The sequence below is a fragment of the Alistipes senegalensis JC50 genome, from assembly GCF_025145645.1.
GTDB lineage: Bacteria > Bacteroidota > Bacteroidia > Bacteroidales > Rikenellaceae > Alistipes > Alistipes senegalensis.
Map to the genome: position 1 here is coordinate 2485778 of NZ_CP102252.1, position 23276 is coordinate 2509053.

The 23276-nt window shown below is 63.3% G+C and carries 19 protein-coding genes; 6 read left to right on the plus strand and 13 right to left on the minus strand.

Translation table 11 applies throughout. The features are described from left to right. The first annotated feature begins 2 nt into the window (after nucleotides 1-2). The 4 genes from NQ519_RS09760 to NQ519_RS09775 all read left to right on the plus strand — a co-directional run bounded on the left by NQ519_RS09760 (nucleotide 3) and on the right by NQ519_RS09775 (nucleotide 5580). Nucleotides 3-2432 carry an OstA-like protein gene (locus NQ519_RS09760; protein WP_019151335.1) on the plus strand — a complete coding sequence of 810 codons (2430 nt, stop codon included), beginning with the start codon at nucleotides 3-5 and terminating at the stop codon, nucleotides 2430-2432. 88 nt (nucleotides 2433-2520) lie between these two features. Continuing rightward, nucleotides 2521-3678, plus strand: coding sequence for an MFS transporter AraJ (araJ, locus tag NQ519_RS09765; protein ID WP_019151334.1), 1158 nt, complete (start codon nucleotides 2521-2523; stop codon nucleotides 3676-3678). Further along, the gene (locus NQ519_RS09770) at nucleotides 3665-4165 is read left to right on the plus strand and encodes an NUDIX hydrolase (RefSeq protein WP_019151333.1); all 501 of its coding nucleotides are present in this window, start codon (nucleotides 3665-3667) and stop codon (nucleotides 4163-4165) included. The genes araJ and NQ519_RS09770 overlap by 14 nt, the downstream gene beginning before the upstream one ends. Before the next feature lie 53 nt (nucleotides 4166-4218). Beyond that, nucleotides 4219-5580, plus strand: coding sequence for a mechanosensitive ion channel family protein (locus tag NQ519_RS09775; protein ID WP_026076650.1), 1362 nt, complete (start codon nucleotides 4219-4221; stop codon nucleotides 5578-5580). Here the strand turns inward: NQ519_RS09775 and NQ519_RS09780 are convergent. From NQ519_RS09780 to NQ519_RS09830, 11 genes are all read right to left on the minus strand, one after another. Next, entirely contained in the window at nucleotides 5549-7210 is a 1662-nt protein-coding gene (locus NQ519_RS09780; protein WP_026076649.1) for a putative transporter, read from the minus strand. The two genes, NQ519_RS09775 and NQ519_RS09780, sit on opposite strands and share 32 nt — an antisense overlap. Nucleotides 7211-7577: 367 nt before the next feature. Then, nucleotides 7578-8936: a TolC family protein gene (locus tag NQ519_RS09785; protein ID WP_019151330.1), complete on the minus strand. Its 1359-nt coding sequence runs from the start codon at nucleotides 8934-8936 to the stop codon at nucleotides 7578-7580. 15 nt (nucleotides 8937-8951) lie between these two features. Next, the gene (locus NQ519_RS09790; protein WP_019151329.1) at nucleotides 8952-10064 is read right to left on the minus strand and encodes an efflux RND transporter periplasmic adaptor subunit; all 1113 of its coding nucleotides are present in this window, start codon (nucleotides 10062-10064) and stop codon (nucleotides 8952-8954) included. 46 nt (nucleotides 10065-10110) lie between these two features. After that, nucleotides 10111-11370 carry an ABC transporter permease gene (locus NQ519_RS09795; RefSeq protein ID WP_019151328.1) on the minus strand — a complete coding sequence of 420 codons (1260 nt, stop codon included), beginning with the start codon at nucleotides 11368-11370 and terminating at the stop codon, nucleotides 10111-10113. A gap of 175 nt (nucleotides 11371-11545) precedes the next feature. Next, nucleotides 11546-12805 (minus strand): ABC transporter permease, encoded by a 1260-nt coding sequence (locus NQ519_RS09800; RefSeq protein WP_019151327.1) that lies wholly within the window; start codon nucleotides 12803-12805, stop codon nucleotides 11546-11548. After that, a complete protein-coding gene (locus tag NQ519_RS09805; RefSeq protein WP_019151326.1) occupies nucleotides 12802-13491 on the minus strand; it encodes an ABC transporter ATP-binding protein in 690 nt (229 codons plus the stop codon). The genes NQ519_RS09800 and NQ519_RS09805 overlap by 4 nt, the downstream gene beginning before the upstream one ends. 139 nt (nucleotides 13492-13630) lie before the next feature. Next, nucleotides 13631-14305 carry an HAD family hydrolase gene (locus NQ519_RS09810; RefSeq protein ID WP_019151325.1) on the minus strand — a complete coding sequence of 225 codons (675 nt, stop codon included), beginning with the start codon at nucleotides 14303-14305 and terminating at the stop codon, nucleotides 13631-13633. A gap of 41 nt (nucleotides 14306-14346) precedes the next feature. Further along, nucleotides 14347-15642 (minus strand): acetyl-CoA hydrolase/transferase family protein, encoded by a 1296-nt coding sequence (locus tag NQ519_RS09815; RefSeq protein ID WP_019151324.1) that lies wholly within the window; start codon nucleotides 15640-15642, stop codon nucleotides 14347-14349. A gap of 8 nt (nucleotides 15643-15650) precedes the next feature. Next, nucleotides 15651-16961: an aminotransferase class I/II-fold pyridoxal phosphate-dependent enzyme gene (locus tag NQ519_RS09820; RefSeq protein WP_026076647.1), complete on the minus strand. Its 1311-nt coding sequence runs from the start codon at nucleotides 16959-16961 to the stop codon at nucleotides 15651-15653. Then, nucleotides 16958-17545 carry an indolepyruvate oxidoreductase subunit beta gene (locus tag NQ519_RS09825; protein WP_019151322.1) on the minus strand — a complete coding sequence of 196 codons (588 nt, stop codon included), beginning with the start codon at nucleotides 17543-17545 and terminating at the stop codon, nucleotides 16958-16960. The genes NQ519_RS09820 and NQ519_RS09825 overlap by 4 nt, the downstream gene beginning before the upstream one ends. Nucleotides 17546-17551: 6 nt before the next feature. Further along, the gene (locus NQ519_RS09830; protein WP_019151321.1) at nucleotides 17552-19150 is read right to left on the minus strand and encodes a thiamine pyrophosphate-dependent enzyme; all 1599 of its coding nucleotides are present in this window, start codon (nucleotides 19148-19150) and stop codon (nucleotides 17552-17554) included. Nucleotides 19151-19401: 251 nt separating this feature from the next. Here NQ519_RS09830 and NQ519_RS09835 point away from each other — a divergent pair, with 251 nt between their 5' ends. Further along, entirely contained in the window at nucleotides 19402-20025 is a 624-nt protein-coding gene (locus tag NQ519_RS09835; protein ID WP_019151320.1) for an RNA polymerase sigma factor, read from the plus strand. A gap of 27 nt (nucleotides 20026-20052) precedes the next feature. On the opposite strand, the gene NQ519_RS09840 is transcribed toward NQ519_RS09835, so the two are convergent. Then, complete coding sequence (locus tag NQ519_RS09840; protein ID WP_019151319.1) at nucleotides 20053-20523, minus strand: Lrp/AsnC family transcriptional regulator; 471 nt, start codon at nucleotides 20521-20523, stop codon at nucleotides 20053-20055. A 164-nt stretch (nucleotides 20524-20687) separates the two neighbouring features. Between NQ519_RS09840 and NQ519_RS09845 the strand changes: the two genes are divergently transcribed. Continuing rightward, a complete protein-coding gene (locus tag NQ519_RS09845; protein WP_019151318.1) occupies nucleotides 20688-21980 on the plus strand; it encodes an O-acetylhomoserine aminocarboxypropyltransferase/cysteine synthase family protein in 1293 nt (430 codons plus the stop codon). A gap of 26 nt (nucleotides 21981-22006) precedes the next feature. On the opposite strand, the gene NQ519_RS09850 is transcribed toward NQ519_RS09845, so the two are convergent. Then, the gene (locus NQ519_RS09850; protein WP_019151317.1) at nucleotides 22007-23254 is read right to left on the minus strand and encodes an ammonium transporter; all 1248 of its coding nucleotides are present in this window, start codon (nucleotides 23252-23254) and stop codon (nucleotides 22007-22009) included. Nucleotides 23255-23276: the final 22 nt, after the last annotated feature.

Genomic DNA, 23276 nt, shown 5'->3' on the forward strand with positions numbered 1-23276 from the left:
CCGTGCGCAGGCTCGTGTCCATAGCCGCTGTGGCGCTGGCTGCCGCCGGCGTGCTTTCGGCGCGCAGTGTCATGCAGGCTCCTGCGCCCGGGGAGGGCGAGAAGAAGCTCATCGACCTCAAATCGGACCTGATGGGCCCCGTGGCTCCGGGCGACTCGGTGGTCTTTCTGGTGGGCAACTTCGCCGCACAGCACAACGGCGCCGTCATCACCTGCGACTCGGCCGTCCGCTATTCGGACATGCGCATCGAGTTCTTCGGCAACGTGCTCATCAACAAGAATACGACCTACATTTACGGCGACCGGGCCGAGTACGACGGCGATGTGAACGAGGCGCGGGTCTATTCGGACATCATCAAGGTGGTGGACGGCGACGCCACGCTCTACACCTATAAATTCCTCTTCAACACCAAGAGCAACGTCGGCGAGTTCGACGACGGCGGCGTGATGCTGAACCGCGAGAACCTGCTCGAATCGGTCCGGGGCTACTACTATGCCGATACGAAGGAGCTGATCGCCGTCGATCGTGTGGAGATGCGCAACGACGAGTACGAACTCAAAGGCGATTCGGTGGTCTACGACATGACCACGGACAACGCTTTCTTCTTCGAACACACCAACATCTGGAACAAGGACGGCGACTACCTCTACGCCGACCGGGGGGCTTACGACAAGCTCGACACGCTCTATATCGTCACGCGCAACGGCTATATCCTGACCGAAAAGCAGGAGATATGGAGCGACAGCCTCGATTTTTACCGCGCCAAGGACCACGTGATTCTGCGGCACGACCTCCAGCTGGACGACACCGAACACAAGGTGCTGGCTTTTGGCGATTACGGCGAGTATTGGAAAGAGCCGGGCGATGCGATCCTCACGCGGCGTCCTGCCGTGGTGAGCTACGACCTTTCGCAGGGCGATTCGCTCTTCATGCGCGCCGATTCGATGTTCCTCTTCACAATCAACGAAAACGCCCTGCGCCGGGCCGCCGAGGCGGCGAAAGCCGACTCTCTGGCGCGCGTGACGCCGGATTCCACGGGCGGGCATCCCGTTCACAGGGCCGATTCCCTGCCGGCCGACAGGAGCGTGACGGATTCGCCCGGACACACGAAGCCCCTCTCCGGGGCCGATTCCGTGGAGCGGTCCCGAATGCTCGACTCGCTGAGCCGTCCGGAACTTCCCGATTCGCTGCGGGGAACCGATTCGCTGGCCGTTCCGGCGGTCGATCCTCTCGATACGCTGGTCGGCGACGCCCGGAAAGCCTACCTGAAAGAGCAGGAGATCAAGGCCAAAGCCGCCCTGAAAGCCGCTGCGGCCAAAGCCAAGAAAGAGAAACTCGAACAGATAGCTGCCAAGCGGCAGGAGAAGGCCACGGCCAAGCTGCTGGCCCAAAAGGAGCGCGAGGAGAAGCGTTTGGCGGCCCGCAGGCTCAAGGCCGAATCGAAACTGCGCGCCCGGCAGGCCCGTGCGGCCCGCAAGGGCAAGGTGATACCGATCGACTCCACGGCGCTGCGCGAGATCGACTCGCTGATCGACCGCAATGCCTCGGAGATGGATTCGCTGCTGATGCTGACGGCCGATTCGCTGGCCGCCGACTCGCTGGCGATGACGATTCCCGCCGATTCGGCCGATTCGCTGGCCGTGCCCGCCGATTCGGTCTACCGCCTGCTGAAAGGTTTCCGCGACGTGCGCATCTACCGTTCTGATTTCCAGGCCGTCTGCGACTCGATCACGGCCATCAGCACCGATTCGACGATCCACATGTACATCGACCCCGTGCTGTGGAACCAGTCCAACCAGATCACCTCCGACGTGATGGATGTTTTCACCGAGAATCAGCAGATCACGCGCGCCGAGTTCGTCGGCACGCCCATGATGGTCGCCGAGCTGGACACGCTCCATTACAACCAGGTGGCGGGCAAGCAGATGACGGCTTATTTCCGCGACAATGCCATCTACCGCAACGATGTCAACGGCAATGCCCGGACGATCTACTACATGCAGGACGGCGAACCGCCCCAGATCACGGGCGTCGGCGTCATCGAGAGCGGCGACTGCTCGTTCTACATCGAGGACAAGCAGGTCGTGACGATCGTCTACCGCAAGGACCCCGACTGGAACATCTATCCGATGGACAAGATCCCGCCCGATCAGGAGCTTTTCCTCAAGGGATTCAAGTGGGAGGGCGCGCGGCGTCCGACGCAGGCCGACGTTTTCGACCGCACGATCCGCCCCTCGCAGCGCGAGGCCCGGTCGCAGCTGCCCCATCCGGATTTCCCGCTGCTGAAGAACCTCGAAGAGCGCAAGAAGCGGCTGATCGAGGAGCGCCGCTGGACCGACCGCAACGATCAGGTCGATGCCGCCACGGTGGAGTGGATGCGGGCTCTGGGCTTCGAAGTCGGCCAGCCGCGGGAGTCGGGGCCCCGGCTCTGAAAAATCGGAAAAGGTGAAAAGAGGCAGAAACTTTTCACCTTTTTTGTGCTATTTTTGCGGCCGGTTAGTTGTTAAAGGTTATTTTCCGATGAAGAAAAGTCTGATCGCTTTGGCTTTCGGGACATTGGCGCTCGGCATGGCGGAGTTCGTGATGATGGGCATCCTGCCCGACATCGCCCGCAGCCTCGGCGTCTCGATTCCCGAAGCGGGGCACCTGATCTCCGCCTATGCGCTGGGCGTCTGCTTCGGGGCGCCCCTCACGGTGCTGGTGGCCCGCACGCGGCCGCTGAAACACATTCTGCTGGCCCTCACGGGCCTGATCATTCTCGGCAACGCCTGCGCGGCGCTTTCGCCGAACTACTGGACTCTGCTGGCCATGCGTTTTATCTCGGGGCTTCCCCACGGGGCCTTCTTCGGCGTGGGGTCGATCGTCGCCGAGCGTGTCGCCGACAAGGGCAGACGCGCCGAGGCCGTGTCGATCATGGTCGTGGGCATGACCGTCGCCAATCTTTTCGGCGTGCCGCTGGGAACCTACATCAGCGGCGCCGTGACGTGGCGCGCCACGTTCGGGATCGTCGCCGTGTGGGGCGCTGTGGCCATGTTGCTCGTGAAATTGTGGGTCCCGGCCCTGCCCGCGCTGCCCGATACGGGGATGAAGGGACAGTTCCGGTTCCTGAAAAGCGCCGCTCCGTGGCTGGTGCTGGCGTCGGTGATGCTCGGCAACGGCGGCATCTTCTGCTGGTACAGCTATGTCAGCCCGCTGATGCTCCATACCTCCGGATTCCGCCCCGACGACCTGACGCTTATCATCATGCTCGCTGGTTTCGGCATGTTCGCCGGCAATATCGTCGGCGGCCACTATGCCGACCGCTTCTCGCCCGAGAAGGTCGTGCGCTTCACGCTCGGCACGGCCTGTCTGGCACTCGTCGGCATCTTCTTCGGGGCGCATGTTCCCTACCTCTCGGTGGCGCTGATGTGTCTGACGACGGCCTGCCTCTTCTGCGTCTCGTCGCCCCAGCAGCTGTTGATCCTCGAAAACTCGCGCGGCGGCGAGATGCTCGGCGCGGCCCTCGTGCAGGTGGCTTTCAATCTGGGCAACGCCCTGGGAGCCTACGTCGGCGGCCTGCCGATCGGCCGCGGACTCGGCTATGAATATACGGCGCTGCCCGGCGCGGCTTTCGTGTTGCTGGGCATGGCGGCCGTCATGGTTTACATCCGTAAATATCCCCGCCATGAACTGCGATAACAGCGAAGAGGTCTTTCCCGTGGTCGATTCCGCCGGAAAGGTCGTCGGCCGGGCCACGCGCGGCGAGTGCCACGGCGGTTCGATGCTGCTGCACCCGGTGGTGCACCTCCACGTCTTCAATTCGAGCGGGGAGCTCTACTTGCAGAAGCGTCCCCTTTGGAAGGACATCCAGCCGGGGCGGTGGGATACGGCCGTGGGCGGACATGTGGACTACGGCGAGACGATCGCCGAAGCCCTGCGGCGCGAGGTCCGCGAGGAGCTGGGCATCACGGAGTTCACGCCCGAGGCGGTCGCCGTCTACGAGTTCCGTTCGGAGCGCGAGCGCGAGTTGGTCCATGTCTTCCGGGCGGTCTGCGACGGTCCGGTCCGTCCGAGCGGCGAACTCGACGGCGGACGCTTCTGGTCTCCGCAGGAGATTCGAGAGAATCTGGGCGAAGGGATCTTCACGCCCAATTTCGAAGGCGAAGTGAAGCTGGTGCTCGGATAGAAGGGTCTCTTGCGCCTGCGCCCGTGGCGCGGAAATTGCGTCGTGGCGGGAGTATGCAAACTCATCTGAAACGCTGGACCGATTCTCTTTTGGAGTGGCTGGGCGCGACCTCGGCCGCCGATGACGGCTGGGACCGCTGGGTGGCTTTCGCGCTGGTCGTGCTGGCCGCCGTGCTCTTCGATCTGCTGCTGCGGCTGGGGATCGTGCGCGGAGTGCGCAAACTCGTCACGCGCACCCGGGCCAAGTGGGACGACACGCTTTTCAGCGTTCCGGTTCTCAACCGCATGTGCCACATTCTGAGCGCTATCCTGCTGGCGGTGGTGCTGCCGGTCGTCTTCGAGGAGAAATCCTCCGGCCGCGTCATCGTGATGCGGCTCATGCAGGTCTATATCGTCGTCACGGTCTTCCGCTTCGTCAGCGCCCTGCTTTACGCCGCTTTCCATATCGCCGCGTCGCGCCCGGCGTGGCAGAACAAACCCATCAAGGGCCTGCGGCAGACGGCGCAGGGCATTGCGGCGCTGATCTGCGCTATCCTGATCGTTTCGATCCTGCTCGACAAATCGCCGACCATCCTGCTCACGGGGCTGGGGGCCTCGGCGGCCGTGCTGATGCTGATCTTCCGCGACAGCATCCTCGGATTCGTGTCGGGCATCCAGCTCTCGGCCAACGACATGCTCAAAGTCGGGGACTGGATCTCGGTCCCGAAGTACGGCGCCGACGGAAACGTCGAGGAGGTGTCGTTGACGACGGTCAAAATCCGCAACTGGGACAACACGCTCGTCATGCTGCCGCCTTATCTGCTGACGACCGATTCCTTTACGAACTGGCACGCCATGCAGCTCTCGGGCGGGCGGCGCGTGATGCGCTCGGTGTCGATCGACATGACCAGCGTGCGTTTCTGCACCCCCGAGATGCTGGACCATTACCGCACCATCGACCTCATCAAGGACTATGTCGAGGAGACCGAGCGGCGGATCGAAGCCTACAACGCCGCGCACGGCATCGGGGCCGCCGAACGGCGGGTCAACGGACTGCACCAGACCAACCTTGGGGTTTTCCGGGCCTATCTGGTGCGCTACCTGCAAAACGAGGTGCCGGTGAACAAGTCGATGACGCTGATGGTGCGCCAGCTGCAACCGACGGAAACGGGGCTTCCGATGCAGCTCTATTTCTTTACCGATACGGTCGTCTGGGTGGATTACGAGAGGATACAGTCGGATGTTTTCGACCATGTGCTGGCCGTGATCCCTGAATTCGGGCTGAGGGTCTTTCAGAATCCCTCGGGTGCGGATGTCGTTTCGCTGCGCGCTCCGGCACCGCAGGGCGATGTGCCGCCTGCATCGCAAAACACGCCGCCCGCGCCGCAGGGCACTTCGCCGGAGGCTAAAGCACCAGCATCAGCATCACCTGAATGATGATCACGCGCAGGAACATGCAGACGGGGTAGACTGTGGCGTAGGAGACCGAGGGGTTGTCGCCTTCGATGGTGTCGTTGGCATAGTTCAGGGCCATTGGGTTGGCCATGCTGCCGCACAGCAGTCCCGACACCGAGCCGAAATCGACCTTCAGCGCCCGGAGGGCGAACAGCCCGACCAGCACCACCGGGACGAAGGTCAGCACGAATCCGACGGCGATCCACAGTGCTCCTTCGGGCCGCATGACGGTTTCGAAGAAATGCGTTCCGGCGTCGAGCCCGAGGCAGGCGAGGTACATCGAGAGCCCCAGGGCGCGGAGCATCAGGTTGGCGCTCTGCGTGGTGTAGGTGATCATGTGGAGCCGGGGTCCGAACGTGCCGATGAGGATGCCGACGATGATCGGGCCGCCGGCGAGACCCAGTTTCACGGGGATCGAGATGCCGGGGATGGCTATGGGGATGCTTCCGAGCGTCAGACCGAGGATCAGACCGATGAAGACCGCCACGAGGTTGGGTTCGTTGAGGCTCTTCACGGCGTTGCCGAGGATTTTCTCGACATTGCGGATCGCCTGCGCTTCGCCCACCACCGTCAGGCGGTCGCCCATCTGGAGCCGCAGGTCGGGCGTCGCCAGCAGCTGCACGCCCGAACGGTAGACGCGGCTGATGTTGATGCCGTAGTTGTTCCGCAGGCGCAGCTGCGAGAGTTTCTTGCCGTTGATCTCGGGGCGTGTCACCAGGATGCGCTGCGAGATCAGCTGGCGGTCCACGGCGTTCCAGTCGATGTTCTCCTTGTTCCAGTCCTTCTGTTCCTGCTCGCCGAAGATCAGCCGCAGGGCGTCGGCGTCGCCGGGGGTGGTGATCACGAGGATCACGTCGCCCGCGTCGAGCGTCATGTCCGACGTGGGGATCGACACCCGCCCGTCGCGCCACAGGCGCGAGATGACGAAGTGGTGGTGGCTGTGGACCGCGATTTCGTGCACGCTTTTGCCGAAGACGGCGGGATTGGTCAGGCGGTAGCTGGCGATGAAGACGTTCTTGTGGTGTTCGGCGTCGGGGCCCGGCATGTCTGCGGGGCGCACGAAGAGTTTGCGCAGGAAAATCATGGCTAGAATGACGCCCACGACCCCCAGCGGGTAGGCCACGGCGCAGCTCAGCGCGGCGCCGTTGGTGTCCATCCCCATTTGTTGCAGGGCCTGTTGTGCGGCACCCAGCGCCGGGGTGTTGGTCGTCGCGCCGCAGAGGATGCCCGACATGTCGGACATCGGGATCTTGAAGGCGTAGCTCAGCCCCACGGCCAGCGCCGTGCCGAGCAGTACGACGGCGATGGCCGGCGACATCAGCCGCAGCCCATCGACGCGCATCGAGCTGAAAAAGCCCGGTCCCACTTGCAGACCGAGGGCGTAAACGAAGATCACCAGTCCGAAACTTTCGGCGTAGGTCAGCATCGCCGGGTCGAGCGACAGCCCGAAGTGTCCGGCCATGATCCCCACGAAGAAGATGAAAGCCGTGCCGAGCGAGATTCCGAAGAAGCGGATCTTGCCCAGTCCGATGCCGATCGTCGAGATGAGCGAGATCACCACGACGGCTTGCAGTGCCGAGTGCTCGACGAGCAATTCTTTAAGCCATTCCATCCTGTTGTCGTTGAAAACGCTGCAAAAGTAGGGCAAATTTTCGGGATTGCCGCCTTTTTGCCGGACGAAAAGCAGTCCGAATACGGCCGGAGGCATCGTTTCGTGTGTTATATTGCAACAATTCGGCCGGGCGTGAATACAGAAACGCCCAGTCGCTTGTGGGGGCGAATAATTTGTTCTACCTTTGTATCGCTGGGATAAACACAGATTTCAGTGACGCACGAAGGACTTTCCTGCCGGAGGAAGTCCGGGACTCACTACCGGAAGCCGTCCGGGATTTTGTTGGGACTGATGTTTCGGATGGCAATAGGGCGACCTTTTCGGGTCGCTCTATTTGTTTCGAATTGTTTATTGCGGGCGGGCTTTTTCAGAGCGTCAGCGGTTTCCCGCGGTAGAAATCGAGTATTTTCGAACGGAATACGAATTCGTATTTGGCCTGCACGGCCTCGGCTTCGGCCTTCTCCATGCGCGTTTTGGCGTCGTTGAAGTCGAACACGGTCGAGCGGCCCGCTTCGGCTTTCCGCTCCTCGTAGGCGAAGGCGACCCGGGCCGATGCCGCGGCGGCATCGGCCGAGCGGTATTTGGCGTAGGAGGCGTCGGCGTTGTACCACGCCTGTTCGATCAGTTTGCGCAGCTCGCGTTCGGCTTCGGTGACGGCCAGCCGCTGGCTGCGCACGGCGATCTGCGCCGTGCGGATGTCGTTGCGCGCGGCCCGGCGGTTGAAGATCGGAACGTTGAGCGAGAGCCCCACGTATTCGCGGCTGTTGTGGCGCACCTGGGCCCAGAACTTGTCCTTGTCGGCGCTGTAAACCCCCGTGCCGTATCCGCCCGAGAGCGACAGCGAAGGGTAGAGCGCCGAGCGGGCGACCGCCACCGCGTGTTCCGAACTTTCGAGCCGCAGCCGTTCGGCCCGGATGTGCGGACGGTTTTCGGCGGCATAGGCGTAGACCTCGTCGGCCGAACCGAGGCGGTGGAGTGCGGCGAGGTCCATGCTGTCGAGCGCCGGGGCGACGATGTCGAAGCCGGCGGCGCTCTCGCGGTTGAGGGCCTGGCTCAGGTTGAGCAATGCCAGTTGCAGGTCGTTGCGGGCCTGCGTGAGGGTCATGCGGCTGCCGGCCGCGAGGGCGTCGCTCTCGTAGACGGCCGATTCGGGCTGTTTGCCCGCGGCGGCCAGCGCCCGGCTCCGCCCGGCCTGCTGCTCGCTCAGCGTCAGCTGGCGTTCGGCCACGCCGACCATCTCCTTGTTGTAGAGCACCTCCAGATAGAGCGTCATGACGTTGATCGCCACATCCTCGCGGGCGCGCTCCATGTCCTGCACGGCGGCCGCGAGGTCCAGTTTCCCGGCTTTGATCCGGTGGTTGATGCGCATGCCCTGAAACAGGGGCATGGAGGCCGAGACGTTGAGCGACCCCGAGGTCTGGTTCTTCGTCTGATAGGTGTTGTCGCTCGACAGCACGCGGCCGAACGAGGCGTCGGCGCCGACCGAAGCGTTCAGGTCGGGCAGGCGGCTGTATTTCGCCGTCGAGAGATCCACGTCGCTCTTCTCGACCTGCAACGTGCGCCGCTGCACGTCGATGTTGTTGCGCTGGGCGAAGCCGATGCAGTCGTCGAGCGTCCAGGGGGCGTTTGCCGCGGGCGACTGCCCGGAGCCCTCCGGAGCCGCACCCTGCGCACAGGCCGCCACGGCGGCGAACAGGGCCGCGAATAAGATGCCGGTTTTCATCATGCGGTGTTTTTGCGGTTACTTTTTCTTTTTGTCCTCCTTGGCGCCGCGGATCTTCTCCCCGGCGGTCACGCCCTCCTTGATCTCGATGTTTATGCCGTCCGAAAGGCCCAGCTGCACCTCGCGTTTGTCGAAAGTCTGCTCCTCGGCCCCCTCGGCGCTGGTCAGCACGTAGACGTAGCTCTTGCCCTCCTCGAACTCCACGGTGCTCTCCGGGAGGGTCAGCACCCCTTCGCGGCTCTCGATCATCACGCTGGCGTTGGCGCTGTAACCCGCCCGCACGAAAACCTCGTCCGGAACCGTCACGGCCGCCTTGACCTCGAAGAGCACCACGCCGTTGTCCTCGGTGGCCTTCGGCGAGACGTATTCCAGCAGGGCGTCCAGCTCGACGTTCTGCAATGCGCCGATGGTGAGTTTCACGGGCATGCCCTCCCGGAGCTTGCCCACGTCCGTCTCATCGACGTTGCCCCGGAAGAGCATGTTCGACATGTCGGCCACCGTGGCGATCGTCGTGCCGTCGTTGAACGTGTTGGCCTGAATCACCGAGTTGCCGACCTTGATCGGCACGTCGAGGATCATGCCGTCGATCGTCGAACGTATCTGCGTGTTGCTCAGCTCCTTGAAGCGGCTCGATATGCCGTTTTTCACGATCTCGAGGTTCTCCCTGGCGTTTTGCAGCTCCTCTTCGGCCTTGGCGAGGGCGGTGCGGCTCTGCTCGGCCTCCTCGTCCGAGACGACGCCTTTCGCGTGCAGGGCCGTTGTGCGGTCGTGTTCACGGCGGGTCTGCGCCAGCGAGATTTCGGCCACCGAGACGCGCGACTCGGCGCTCGACAGCTGGCCCATTTCGGGTACGACCTTCACCGTGGCGATCACCTCGCCCTTGCTCACCGACTGTCCGGCCTCCTTGCGGACGTTGGAGATGATGCCCGAGATCTGGGGCTTGATCAGCACCTCGTCGCGCGGTTCGACCTTGCCCGTGGCCACCACGAACTGTTTGAGCGTGTCCGGCACGGGCTCCACGATCGTATAGACGACCTTCGCCGGACGGGTTTTCTGCCACAGGAACCAGAAGGTTCCCAGTAAAAGCGCTGCGAAAACGACGGCTGCGAAAATCTTAAGGAATTTTTTCATAGGGCTATCATTTTTAATTTTTCATTTTTAATTCTTCATTGGAGGTTTATTCCTCCCTGATGGCGTCCACGGCCTTGATCTTCAGGGCGCGGGTCGCGGGGATGACGCCCGCCAGCAGGCTCCCCGCCACGAGGATCGCCAGGGCGAGGATTCCCGTGCCGAACGAGATCATCCACGAGATTTCGAATCCGTCCTGCGCCACGGTGACGACCTGGTAATAGATCGAGTCTGCCGCTGAGAGCACCCCCACGGCCGCCGTGAGCCCCAGCACTCCCGCGATGAACGTGAGCACGAAACTCTCCGAGAGTATCTGCCCGATGATGGCCCGGGGCGGGGCGCCCAGCGCGCGGCGGATGCCGATCTCCTGCGTGCGCTCCTTGACGAGCACCAGCATGATGTTGCTCACGCCGACGATGCCCGCCAGCAGCGTTCCGAGGCCCACGATCCACGTCAGCAGCGCGATGCCGCGGAAGAGCCCCATCACCTTCTCGAAGATCTCGGCCGTGGCCATCGACCAGACGGCCTTTTCGTCCTCGGGCGAGATGATGTGGCGGGCGAAGACCGCTTCGCGGCACGCCTTGTCAACCTCTTGGCTCGGCGTCTCCTCGTGTCCCGCCACAGCGAGCATGTCGATGCCGTTGCCGCGCCCGAACATCTGCTGGGCGAGCGATACGGGCACGACGATCGTGCGCTCGACATCGCTGAACGACATGGCGGTGCTCTGCTTGCGCAGTACGCCGACCACCCGGAAGTGGGTGTCGCTCAGCTTGATGATCCTGCCCGTGGGGTCCTGCCCGCCGGGGAACAGGTCCTTCCAGACCTGGGTGCCGATGACGCACGATTTGCGCTTCTGCACCATGTCCACCTCGTTGATGAAGCGTCCGTAGAGGATTTTCTGCGGGTTGATCTTCTGATAGTCGGGCGTGTAGCCCATCAGCGTGTAGTCGCCCTTGTGCTCCCGGTGGCTGGCGTGGACCTCGCGGCCCCAGAGCACCGCCGAGGCGTACTGCACCTCGGGGAGCCGCTTCACCGTCTCCACGTCTTCGTTGTTCATCCACCACCAGCGGTTCTTGGGCATGCCCTTGTAGGGGATGCCGGTCTGCTGGGGCTGCATGAGCAGCGTGTTGGTTGACATGTCGCCCAGCTGCGCCCGGAACAGACGCCCCAGCCCCATGCCCGCACCCAGCATCACCGTCAGCATGAAGATGCCCCAGAAGACCCCCAGCGCAGTCATGATACTGCGCTTGCGGTTCCGGGCGATGGTCTGCCAGATTTCGTTCCAGCGGTCTGTGTCGAAAAAGGACATGGTTCGGGCGATTTGTTATGCGGTTATATTTTATGCACCCTTGCACCGACCGTCGGGAGCGTACGCCGTCTCCCTCCCTGAGGGAGGGTCGGGGTGGGGTCAGATTTGTAAATGACGCCGCAGGCGGCAAGGACAGCGGTCGTAAGCGACTGGTACATCGAAGTGTGTTTTTGCTTTATTTGTTATATCTCAATGCGTCGATCGTTTTCAGCTGCGCCGCGCGGTAGGCGGGGATGTATCCGGCGACGAGTCCCGCGGCGACCAGCACCACCGTGGCGCTCACGGCCACGCTCAAATCGAGCGTCGGGTCGAGGAACACCGAGTTCATGCCGTCCCCGGCCTGCTGCTGCGGCATCCGGTCGAGCAGATAACCGACAGTCTCCATCACGGCCACGCCCAGCACCATCCCCAGGTAGCCGAACGCCGCGGTGATCAGGACCGATTCGGTGAGGATCAGGCGGATGATCGATGACGGCCGCGCCCCGAGGGCCTTGCGGATGCCGAATTCGGCGGTGCGTTCGGTGACGGTGACGAGCATGATGTTGCTCACGCCGACGATCCCCGCCAGCAGGGTCCCCAGACCGATGATCCAGACGAAGAGGTGGATGCCCCCGAAGACGACCATCATGTTCTTGTACATCTCCATCGTGTTGTTGATCCAGATGGCGCTGCGGTCGTCCGGGGCGAAGTGGTGTTCGACGGAGAGGCGGCGGATGAGGCGCTTTTCGAAATCCTCCATCTGTTCGTCGGTGTCGATGCCCCGCAGCGTGAGGATGACGTTGTTGACCTCGGGGTCGTTGGCCGAGTAGATCAGCTGCCCGGTCGTGAGGGGGATCGTGCACGAGGAGCTGTTGCGCTGGGCGTCGCCCTGCATGACGCCGACGACCGTGAAGACGAGGCCCCCGACCTTGATCTGCCGGCCCAACGGGTCGGCGCCCTTGAAGAGGATGCGGCGCATCGGTTCGTCGATGACGATGACTTTGCGGTAGTTCTTCACGTCGGCGTCGTTGATGTAGCGTCCGGCCGAGAGCTTGATGCCCTCCATCTGCTGCACCTTCGGGAGCGATCCCCGCAGCCAGACCTGGGTGAACTCGTGTCCGTAGGTGGCTTTCTTGCCGTCGAGCCATTTGTTGGCCGAGACCTCCTCGACCTCGGGGAACTCCCGTTCGAGAATCTCCAGGTCGCTGTTCCGCATCCGGATGCGGCGTCCCTTCTCGTAGCCCATCCACGGCACGGAGGTCCGGCCGCCGTAGAGGTCGATGGAGTTGGTGGCGTAGTCGTTGAAGTTGGCCAGCACGCCGTTTTGCAGCCCGTTGCCCGAGCCCAGCAGAATGACGAGCATGAAGATGCCCCACGCGACCGAGAAGCCCGTGAGGAACGTGCGTAGCTTGTTGCGCCGCACCGAGGTCCATATCTCCAGCAGCAGTTCTCTCATCGTTTTCCGAGGCCCGTTTGGTCGATGCTGCTGATGACGCCGTCCCTGAGACGGATGATCTTGTCGGTCTGGTCGGCGATCGACTGTTCGTGGGTGACGCAGATGATGGTCATGCCCAGGTCGGTGTTGACCCGGCGCAGGAGGTCCATCACCTCCTGCGAAGTGGCGCTGTCCAGCGCGCCCGTGGGCTCGTCGGCGAGGATGATTTCGGGCCGGTTGATCAGCGCCCGGGCGATCGCCACGCGCTGCTTCTGGCCGCCCGACATCTCGTTGGGCATGTGCGAGGCCCAGTCCCGCAGCCCCAGCATGTCGAGGTATTCCAGCGCCAGGGCGTTGCGTCTGCGGCGCGCGACGCCCTGATAGTAGAGCGGCAGGGCGACGTTTTCGACGGCGTTCTTGTAGTTGATGAGGTTGAACGACTGGAAGATATAGCCGATCATCCGGTTGCGCGCGGCGGCGGCCTGCGTCTCGTTGAGATTCCGGATGAGACGGCCCGCGAGGTAGTAGCTGCCGCTGTCGTAGTCGTCGAGGATGCCGAGGATGTTCAGCAGGGTCGATTTGCCCGAACCCGAGGCTCCCATGATCGACACCAGTTCGCCTTTTCCGACTTCGAGGTCGATGCCCTTCAGCACGTGAAGCGGCGAACCGTTGTTATAGGTTTTGTTGATGTTTTCCAGTTTGATCATAATCCGTCCGCATCGGGTGAGGGTTGCCGGGTAACGGTTCGTTACGCATGCGGGGGCAAATATAGGGATTAATTTTTGAAAAACAATTTATTTTTATCGAAAATCAATAAAATGTTGCCCCTCCCCGATAAGAGGGGGCTTACGAATCGTAAACGGCTCCGGAGGGTTGTCCGATCAACAGCCGTCGGAGCGTTTCGATGTCGGGGGCGAAGCGGTCGGGGCGGGCTGCTTCCAGTTCGCCCGGCGCGGCGTATCCCCATCCGACGGCGATCGAGGCGAGGCCCGTTTCGGCGGCTCCTTCGATGTCGTAGCGGCGGTCGCCGATCATCACGGCCTCCTGCGGGGCGATCCCCAGCGTGCCGAGGGCGTGGCGGATCACGTCGGATTTGGTCGTGCGCGTGCCGTCGAGCGTGCTGCCGCTGACGAGGCGGAAATACCGGGCGAAGCCGAAGTGTTCGGCGATCCGTTCGGCGAACGGCGTGGGTTTCGAGGTCGCCATCACGTTCACGCATCCCGCGGCGGCCGTCGCGGCCAGCAGTTCGGGAATGCCCGGGTAGACGTCGTTTTCGAAGATGCCCTTCGGGGCGTAGTATTCGCGGTATTTGGTGACGGCTTCGGCCGCTTCGGCGTCGCTCATGCCGTAGCGTTCCCGGAACGAATCGGCGAGCGGCGGCCCGATGAAGGGGCAGAGTTTCCGCAGGTCGGGTTCGTCGATGCCGAAATGGCGCAGGGCGTACTGCACCGAGCGGGTGATTCCCTGCATGGGGTCGGTCAGCGTGCCGTCGAGGTCGAAAAAGAGGTATTTCCTGTACATATTCTTTATAAAAAGCCCGGCCTCGCGGGGCCGGGACGGGATTACGGTTTCATCCGCAGGAACGAGTAGCCGAAGCGTTCCGCGGCGGCGCGTTCCAGCTCTTCGCGGACCGCGGGATGCGCCACGGCGATCAGCGCCCGGGCCCGTTCGGCGAGGTTGCGGCCCCGGAGGTGCGCCACGCCGTATTCGGTGACGACGTGCTGGACCATGTGGCGCGTCGTGACGACACCCGCTCCGGGTGTCAGCAGCGCCTTGATTTTCGATTCGCCTCTGGGCGTGGTCGAGGGGATGGCGATGAAGGTCTTGCCCCCTTCGGACAACGCACCGCCGTACATGAAGTCGTGCTGGCCGCCCACGCCCGAGATGATGCGTTCGCCGACCGAATCGGCGCACACCTGCCCCGTGAGGTCCACCTCCACGGCCGAGTTGATGGCCATGACCCGGGGGTTCTGCCGGATGCGGAACGGATCGTTGGTCCACGCCACGTCCTTCATCACCAGATCCTTGCGGTAGTCCATATAGTCGTACAGCCGGCGCGAGCCCAGGGCCAGCGACGCCACCGTCACGCCGGGCATCACCGCTTTCTGCGAGTTGTCGATCACGCCGCTTTCCAGCAGCGGCAGCACGCCGTCGGTCATCGCCTCGGTGTGGAGCCCCAGGTGCTTGTGGTCGCGGAGGGCCCCCAGCACGGCGTTGGGGATGCCTCCGACGCCGATTTGGAGCGTGGCTCCGTCGGGGATCAGTTCGGCGATGTAACGGCCGATTTTGAGTTCGGTTTCGGTGGGCACGGCCGTCGGGACCTCCACCAGCGGGGAATCGACCTCCACGGCCGCGGCGAAGCGCGAGGAGTGGATCACGGCGTCGCCGTAGGAGTAGGGCATCGCCTTGTTGACCTGTGCGATGACGGTCTTGGCGCACTCCACGGCCGAGACCGCCAGATCGGCCGAGACGCCGAACGAGCAGTAGCCCTCGGCGTCGGGCGGCGAGACGTTGATGAGCGCGAAGTCGAGGGGCAGCGTGCCGTCGCGGAACAGCCCCGGAATCTCGCCCAGAAAGGCCGGGATCGACTGTCCGTAGCCGTCGGCCAGCCAGCGGCGGATGTTGTTGGCCACGAAAAGGCTGTTCACGAGGAACGAATCGCGGTATTCGGGACGGCAGTAGGGTGCCTCGAAGGCTCCCACGGCGAAGGCCGAGTAGACCTTCACGCCCCGGAGTTCCGGGCCCCGGTCGGCCATCGCGGCCACGAGCGCCTCGGGAATCGAGGTGCTGCCCTGAATGTAGACGCTGTCGTTGGACCGGATGAGTTTTACCGCCTCCGCGGCAGTCGTAAAGCGCATGGAATCGTCTATTTATGGGTTTCGGCGAATATTCGCAAACGTTTTTCGAGCAGGTCGAACTGTTCGGGGCGGTTCAGCTGCGAGACGCAGACCCGGATGCCGTGCTGGCGGCTGCCGGTCGAGGTGAGCGAGATGGCGCAGATGCCGCAGAGCAGCAGTTCGCTCAGCAGTTCGGCGCTGGTCATCGTGCCGTAGCCCACCGTGTAGAAGAATCCGTCGCTGACGGCCTCGTCGCGGTCTTTGTCGTAGACGATGCGGAAGCCGTGGCGGAGGAACGCCTCCTTGGTGAGCCGGGCGCGGCGGGCGTATTCCGAGGCTTCGCTCACGAAATCCAGCTCTCCGTCGGCCGCCGCGCGGAACATCGCCGCCAGAGCGTGCTGCGCCGAATGGCTCGTGCCCGACGAGGCCGCGTAGAGGAAGACCAGCACGAAGGCGTCGCCTAACCGTCCGATGTTGTAGCGCCGGCGCAGGGCCGGATAATCGCGGCGGTGGAGCGTTTCGGAGAGGGCCGCCACGGCGATCCGCTGTCCGGCGTAGCTGAATATCTTCGAACCCGAGACCAGCAGGATGTAGTTCTGCGTGTAGCGGGCGACGGTGGCCTGATAGGGCGGTTCGAAGGGGCGTCCCAGCGGCTTGCGGAAATCCATGCAGAGGTAGGCGAGGTCCTCGATGACGACGGTGTCGTATTTCGTGGCAAGCTCCCCGATCGTGCGCAGCTCCTCCTCCGTCAGGCAGACCCACGCCGGGTTGTTGGGGTTCGAGTAGACGATGGCCGCCACGTCGCCCGCGCTGAGATAGCTCTCGATCTTCGGGCCCAGTTTCTCGCCCCGGAAGTCGTAGATGTCGAACGACTCCGAGGGGATGCCGAGGATGCGCACCTGACTGCGCTGCACGGGGAATCCGGGGTCGATGAAGAGAATCTTGTTTTTGACCGGGTCGAGCTGCGAGCACATCAGGAACGCGGCGAAACTGCCCTGCATCGACCCGACGGTCGGGACGCATCCTTCGGGGGCGATCTCCACGCCGAGAAAGGCTTCGAGGAAGCGCGAAGCCTGCTTTTTCAGCTCCGGGATGCCCTGCATGGCGGGGTAGCGCGACGCGACGCCCTCTTGCAGGGCCGTGCATTCGGCCTCGACGCCCACGCGCTCGGGCGGCAGTCCCGGCACGCCCATTTCGAGGTGGAGGAACTCGGCGCCGGTTTCGCGCTCCATCATGCGGGCGATGTCGCCCGACTGGCGGATCGTGGCCTGCGCGATGTCCGCGATGTCCATCCGCTCCAATGCGGAGCGCAAACAGGATCTGTCGAAGGGTATTTTCATCGTTTCGTCTGTTTTCGGGTCGCTTCGCAGCCGGCGCGGAACGCCGCGAGGTTCATCTCCACCACCTGTTCGCCCTTGCGTGCGAAGATGTCGCGGATGCCCGCTTCGAGCCGCTCGGTCCCGATGCCCAGCATCGGCGCGGCGGCGCCCAGCAGCACCATGTTGGCCGAACGGGGCGATGCCGCGGCCCGGGCCAGGGCGTCGGTGTCGAGCGTCACCGCGTGCGGCAGGGAGTCCAGTTCGCGTTGCAGGGCCTCGGCGTCGGGGTAGTCGGGGATGTTGACCACCGGAACCGTGCCGGTGATGACCCATCCGTCGGGCGCCAGCCACGGCAGGTAGCGCAGCGCCTCCATCGGTTCGAGCGAGACGATGAGGTCGGCCTTGCCCCGCGGGATGAGGTCCGCATGGATCGCCGACGAGGAGATGCGCAGGTTCGACTGTACGTCGCCGCCCCGCTGGCTCATGCCGTGGACCTCGGCCTGCTTCAGCTGCAACCCTTCGGCGAGGGCCGCCCGTCCGATGACGGTGGCGATGGAGAGGATGCCTTGCCCTCCGACTCCTGAAAGTATGATGTCGCGTTTCATAAGCCTTTATTTTTTTGCCGTGTTATGTCTTTTTGCGGTCTGGATGCACTCGCGGCGCGGGATGATGACCGATACGCCCGGCCAGGCGATCTCCTCGCGGATCATCGCTTTCAGCTCTTCGCGGTTCTTGGGCAGCGGTACCGTCACGCGGATGTGCTCCGGATCGACGCCGATGCCGGCGCATATCTGTTCGAGACGCCCCGTGCCGGCCGAATCCTGACCGCCGGTCATGCCCGTCGTGAGGTTGTCCGAGATGATGACCGTGATGTTCGCCCGCTCGTTCACGGCGTCCAGCAGCCCCGTCATGCCCGAATGGGTGAAGGTCGAGTCGCCGATCACGGCGATCGAGGGGTGCTGTCCCGCGTCGGCGGCGCCTTTGGCCATGGTGATCGAGGCCCCCATGTCCACGCAGGTGTCGATGGCGTGGAACGGCGCCAGCCACCCCAGCGTGTAGCAGCCGATGTCGCTGAAAACCCTGCCGGAGGGGTACTCCTCGCGGACCACCTCGGTCAGCGCGGCGTACATGTCGCGGTGTCCGCATCCCTGGCACAGCGCGGGCGGACGGGGAACGACGATCTCGCTGGCGGGGTGCGTCCGGTGCGGGGCCATTCCGAGGGCCGCGCGCACGCTGTCGGGCGTGAGCTCCCCGGTGCGGGGCAGTTCGCCTGTCAGGCGGCCCCGGATCGGCAGGGGGCCCGGTAGTACGCCCCGCACGGCCTCCTCGACGACGGGCTGCCCCTCCTCGACGACGAGCAGCGCCTGGCACTCCGAGGCCATGCGCCGCACCAGATCGCGGGGCAGCGGGTATTGCGACAGTTTCAGCACCGGATGCGGACAGCCGTCGGGATAGTTCTCCATCACGTAGTTGTGGGCGATGCCGCAGGCGATGATGCCCAGCCGTTTGTCCGGACCCTCCGCATAGGCGTTGAACGGGCTCGCGGCGGCGGCCTCTTCCAGCCGGGCGTAGTCGTCCAGCAGACCTTTGTACCTCACGCGCGAGTTGCCCGGCATGAGCACCCACCGGCGGGTGTCGGCGGGCGCGTGCAGTTCGTTTTCGGCCCGGGGCTCCGTCACCTCGACCACCGCCCGCGAGTGGGCCATGCGGGTCGTCAGGCGCATCAGCACCGGAATCCGGAACCGCTCCGAGAGTTCGAACGCGGCCTTCGCCATGTCGTAAGCCTCCTGCTGCGTCGAGGGTTCGAACGTCGGCACGAGGGCGAATTTCCCGTAGAAGCGTGAATCTTGCTCGTTCTGCGAGGAGTGCATCGAAGGGTCGTCGGCCGCCACGACGACCAGTCCGCCGTTGGCCCCGGTCATCGCCGAGTTGACGAAGGCGTCGGCCGCCACGTTCATGCCCACGTGCTTCATGCAGACCAGCGCGCGTTTGCCGGCGAACGACATGCCGAGCGCCTCTTCCACGGCCGTCTTTTCGTTCGACGACCACGTGCGGTGGACGCCGCGCGCGGCGGCGAGGGGATGTCCCTGGATGTATTCGGTGATTTCGGTCGAGGGTGTGCCCGGATAGGCATAGACACCCGACAGTCCCGCATGGAGCGCCCCCAGCGCGAGGGCTTCGTCTCCGAGTAAAAGTTCGCGTTTTTCCATAAGATCGGCGGTGTGATTCGGATTCTACAAAATTAGGAAAATTTAATTGAAATGCAACTTTTTGCGACGATTTATCATATCGTCGGTCCGAATTCGGAATAAATATCGTCCCGACCCGTGTTTTTGGTTGAAAAATGTAACGCCGGGCGATGTCCGGACTGCGTAGAAAAATGTCCGAAACGCATATATATACGGTGTAAAATGCCTATATTTGCAGACAGCTCCCTTTTGTACAGGCCGGAAAAACAGTCATGGAGAGAAGACCGACGGAATCGGAAAAGTTCGTGAACCGGGTCAACGGGAAAGAGCCCGCTGCCTGGGAGGAGCTTTACGCCCGTTACTACAAGGCGCTCTGCGCCTACTCCGCGTCGCTGACGGGCGATGCCGCCTTCGCCGAGGATCTCGTTCAGGAGTTGCTGCTCCGGATGTGGCAGTCGGACCGGACCTTTTCGGTGCTTCCCGAACTTGCGTCCTACCTCTACCGTTCGGTCTACCGCAATTCGCTGGCTTACAGGCGTGACCGCAGCAACCGCGAATCGTTGCTGCGCAACATGCACGAACAGAGCCTGCGCGACGGAAATTCCCCCCCCCACGTCGATCCCGAGGAGGAGTCCGGGCTACTTGCCGGAATGGTCGGCGAGGAGGTTATCCGCCGGCTTTACAGCGACATCCGCGCGCTGCCTTCGGAGCAGAGCCGGATCATACGCCTCTCGATCGCCGGGTTCAAGGGCGCGGAGATCGCCCGCCGGCTGGGCATCAGCATCAATACGGTCAAAACCCAGAAGTACCGCGGCTATCGTTCGCTGCGGCTCAAACTCAGCAAGTTCGTCTTCCTTTTCGGCTCCCTTCTCGCGCTGTTCGCCGACCTGAAATAGACGCTCCCGGGAGCTGGGCAGCGGGCGTCACAGGTTCCCGATCGGGATGCCGTAGTCGTGTTTCACCTCGTCCATGACGAAAGTGCTCATGAGCGACCCGAGGCTGTCGATGGTTCCCAACACGTTGAGCGTGAACTCCTGATAGTATTTCATGTCGGGGGCGTGTATTTTCAGCAGATAGTCGTAGTCGCCCGAGATGTTGTAGCACTCGGTGACCTCGGGAATTCCGCGCACGATGCGCGTAAATTCGGCGGCGATGTCGCGGTTGAGGCGCCGGAGCTTTACGCTGCAAAAGACGACGAAGCCGCAGTGGAGCTTCTCGGCGTCGAGCACGGCGACGTATTTGCGGATATAGCCCTCGTTGTCGAGCCGCTTGAGTCGTTCGAATACGGGCGTGGGCGAGAGATGCACACGTGCGGCGAGCTCCTTGGTCGTCAGGCGGGCGTTCTCTTGCAGGATGCGCAGGATCTGCAAATCGGTCTTGTCGAGTCTGTCCATGGAATAAAATTCTTTCCGGAGCCGTTTTTCGGCGGCCGGTCCGCGGTTATTTTCTGTGTTAGGGTGTAAAAATAGCGATATTTTCCATATTTTTCGGATTTCTTGTTTGAAAAATTTGCAGATCGTAGCTTTGCAAGTGTTGAACGATATTAACTCTTACGGCTATGAAACGCGAAAATCTCCACTTCGAAACGCTGCAACTCCATGTGGGCCAGGAGCGGCCCGATCCCGTGACCGACGCACGTGCGGTGCCGATCTATCAGACCACCTCTTATGTCTTCCGCGACTCGGCGCACGCCGCCGCCCGTTTCGGATTGCAGGACCCCGGCAATATCTACGGACGCCTGACCAACCCGACGCAGTCGGTCTTCGAGGAGCGTGTCGCCGCGCTCGAAGGCGGCGTCGCGGCGCTGGCCGTAGCCTCGGGAGCCGCGGCCATCGCCTACGCCTTTCAGAATATCACCCGCGCGGGGGAGCACATCGTTGCGGCCGAAACCATCTACGGCGGCACCTACAACCTGCTGGCGAATACGCTGCCGACCTATGGCGTGACGGCGACTTTCGTCGATCCGTCGGACGTTGCGAATTTCGAGCGGGCCGTGCGCCCCGAGACCCGGGCGATCTTCATCGAGACGCTGGGAAATCCCAATTCGAACGTCATCGACATCGAAGCGGTGGCCGCCGTCGCACACCGCCACGGGATTCCGCTGATCGTCGATAATACGTTCGGAACTCCCTACCTGATCCGCCCCATCGAACACGGAGCCGACATCGTCGTGCATTCGGCGACGAAGTTCATCGGCGGCCACGGCACGTCGCTGGGCGGCGTGATCGTTGACTCGGGCCGCTTCGACTGGGCCGCCTCGGGCAAATTCCCGCAGCTCTCCGAACCCGATCCCAGCTACCACGGCGTGCGCTTCACCGAAGCGGCCGGCGCTGCGGCCTATGCCGTGCGCATCCGGGCGATCCTGCTGCGCGACACGGGCGCCGCGCTTTCGCCCTTCAACGCCTTCATTCTGTTGCAGGGGCTCGAAACTCTCTCGCTGCGTGTCGAGCGGCACGTGCAGAACGCCCTGAAGGTGGTGGAGTACCTGTCGCACCATCCCGGAGTCGTCCGGGTGAACCACCCGGCGCTGCCCGGCCATCCCGACCACGCGCTCTATGAAAGGTATTTCCCGCAGGGCGGCGGCTCGATCTTTACCTTCGAGATCCGCGGCGGTCAGGAGGAGGCGCACCGTTTCATCGACTCGCTGGAGATCTTCTCGCTGCTTGCGAACGTCGCCGACGTGAAGTCGCTGGTAATCCACCCGGCGACGACCACCCACTCGCAGCTTTCGCCCGAGGAGCTGGCCGCGCAGGGGATCACGCCTGCCACGGTGCGCCTCTCCGTCGGCACGGAGCATGTCGATGACCTGATCGCCGACATCGAACAGGCGCTGGACGCCGCCGTGCGCTGATCGGAACGCTCCGGAGGCTGCCCGGATCAGCTGTTGTAGGATGTTTCGCCGTGTTCGTAGTAGTCGAGTCCGTCCTCTTCGATGCGGCGATCGACGCGCAGTCCGATCGTGCTGCGGATGGTTCCGAAGAGGATGAGGCCGCAGACGAGCGCCCATGCGGCGTAGACGGCGGCTCCGAGCGTCTGAATGCCGAGCATCCGCCAGCCCCCGCCGTAGAACAGACCGCCGTCGGTAGCGAACACTCCGGTCAGCACGGTTCCCAGCGAACCGCACACTCCGTGCACGGAGATCGCGCCCACGGGGTCATCAACCTTCACGACGGCGTCGAAGAAGTTCACGGCGAAGACCATCGCCATGCCGCAGAGAATGCCGATCGCCGCCGCGCCGGCCGGCGTCACCGCATCGCAGCCGGCCGTGATGCCGACCAGGCCGGCGAGCACCCCGTTGAGCGACAGCGACAACGACGGCTTTCCGTAACGGAACCAGGCCGCGAACAATGCGGTGAGCGCACCCGTCGCAGCGGCGATATTGGTGTTCATGAAGACCTGCGAGGCGCTCTCCTGCAAGGCGGGGGTCGCTATGCCCACCGTGCTGCCGGGGTTGAATCCGAACCAGCCGATCCAGAGGATGAAGACGCCCAGCGTGGCGATGGTCAGATTGTGCCCGAGGATGGCCCGGGGTTTCCCGTTCTTGTATTTCCCGATGCGCGGGCCGACCAGCGCCGCCCCTACGAGCGCCAGCCATCCGCCCACGGAGTGCACTACGGCCGATCCGGCGAAGTCGTGGAAACCCAGGGCGGCCAGCCAGCCGCCGCCCCAGGTCCAGTGTCCGGCCAGCGGGTAGACGAGCGCCGAGATGAAGATGCAATAGACGAAATAGGCCCTGAACTGCGTCCGTTCGGCCATAGCTCCCGAGACGATGGTGGCCGTCGTGGCGCAGAACATGGTCTGGAAGATCAGAAACGCGGTCTGCGGAATGTTGTCCGGGATGGAGGCGCCGGGTGCGAACGGATTGGCCAGCAGCCCGGCGAACGCGTCGGCACCGAACATCAGCCGGAAGCCCAGAAGCCAGAACAGCAAAGCCCCGAAACAGAAGTCGAGCAGATTCTTCATCAGGATGTTGGCCGTGTTCTTCGACCGTGTGAAGCCGGCCTCCACCGATGCGAAGCCCATCTGCATCATGAAGATAAGAATTGCCGCCAGCAGCACCCAGATGGTGTCTGCGGCCGAAGAGAGCCCGTCGATGCGGGCCGTGATGTCCATCGTGTTTTCCATAACCTGAAATCTTAACCTAACC